The organism is Chryseobacterium sp. BGARF1 (assembly GCF_001677955.1).
GTDB lineage: Bacteria > Bacteroidota > Bacteroidia > Flavobacteriales > Weeksellaceae > Chryseobacterium.
Map to the genome: position 1 here is coordinate 1 of NZ_LELA01000203.1, position 769 is coordinate 769.

Sequence of the window (769 nt, forward strand, 5' to 3'; positions counted from 1 at the left end):
TTTGTTCCGCCCATTGTTCCAGAAGCTGTAGCCGCTTTGATTGTTAAAACATTTACAGGGATTAAGTTGGTTCCATTCATGAAATTAGCACCTCCTGCTTTTACTTTAACATTAAAGTTCTTCGTTGAAGTAACTTTTAAAGAGTTGGCTTTAGTAATGGTTTGATCAGAGTTATAATCTGCTGCAGTAGCATAGTTAAAGTCAACGGTATTACCAATTGCAGTACTCCCGGCGTCGATGGAGATTACATCGTTTAGGGTAATATTTACGGTTGTTGTAGCGGTTGTATTTTGAGCTTTAGCATTGTTAGTTCCTAATACGATTGCTCCAAGAGTTAATGCTGCGATTACGATTTGTTTTGTCATGGTAGTAATATTTAAAATTTTTATTTTTGTTTAATTGTTCTCTTTTGAACACTACAAATTTACGGCGTCGATAAAAGTTTCTTTGTAGTTGAAAATGGGAGTTCATGTAGTAAAATAACTACAAGGATTAATTACTCAGTGTAAATAGAAAAGCCCTCAACACTTCCAAAATGTTGAGGGCGTATATAAAATTGCTGTTTTTTTATTATAAAGCAGTAGCAGTATAAGTTACTGTTTGCGTATAAGTTCCGGCAGGTTTACCTAAAATATCTGAAGAAGAAGATTTCGATGCAGGAATGGTGTAATCCAAATTCAATGTTAATGCACTTCCAAGTGGAGCATTTGTAACTAAAGTTTGATCAGTTGCAGATAAAACAACCGCGCTTTTTGTTCCGCCCATTGTT

Annotated in this window: 1 protein-coding gene and 1 pseudogene; both read right to left on the reverse strand. The window is 35.0% G+C overall.

Annotated features, from left to right (window positions below; genetic code table 11):
- On the reverse strand, positions 1-365 hold a 365-nt coding region (locus AB671_RS21565; protein ID WP_066764911.1), incomplete at its 3' end, for a peptidoglycan-binding protein LysM.
- A gap of 205 nt (positions 366-570) precedes the next feature.
- A pseudogene (locus tag AB671_RS22625) lies at positions 571-769 on the reverse strand (peptidoglycan-binding protein LysM); the annotation flags it as partial.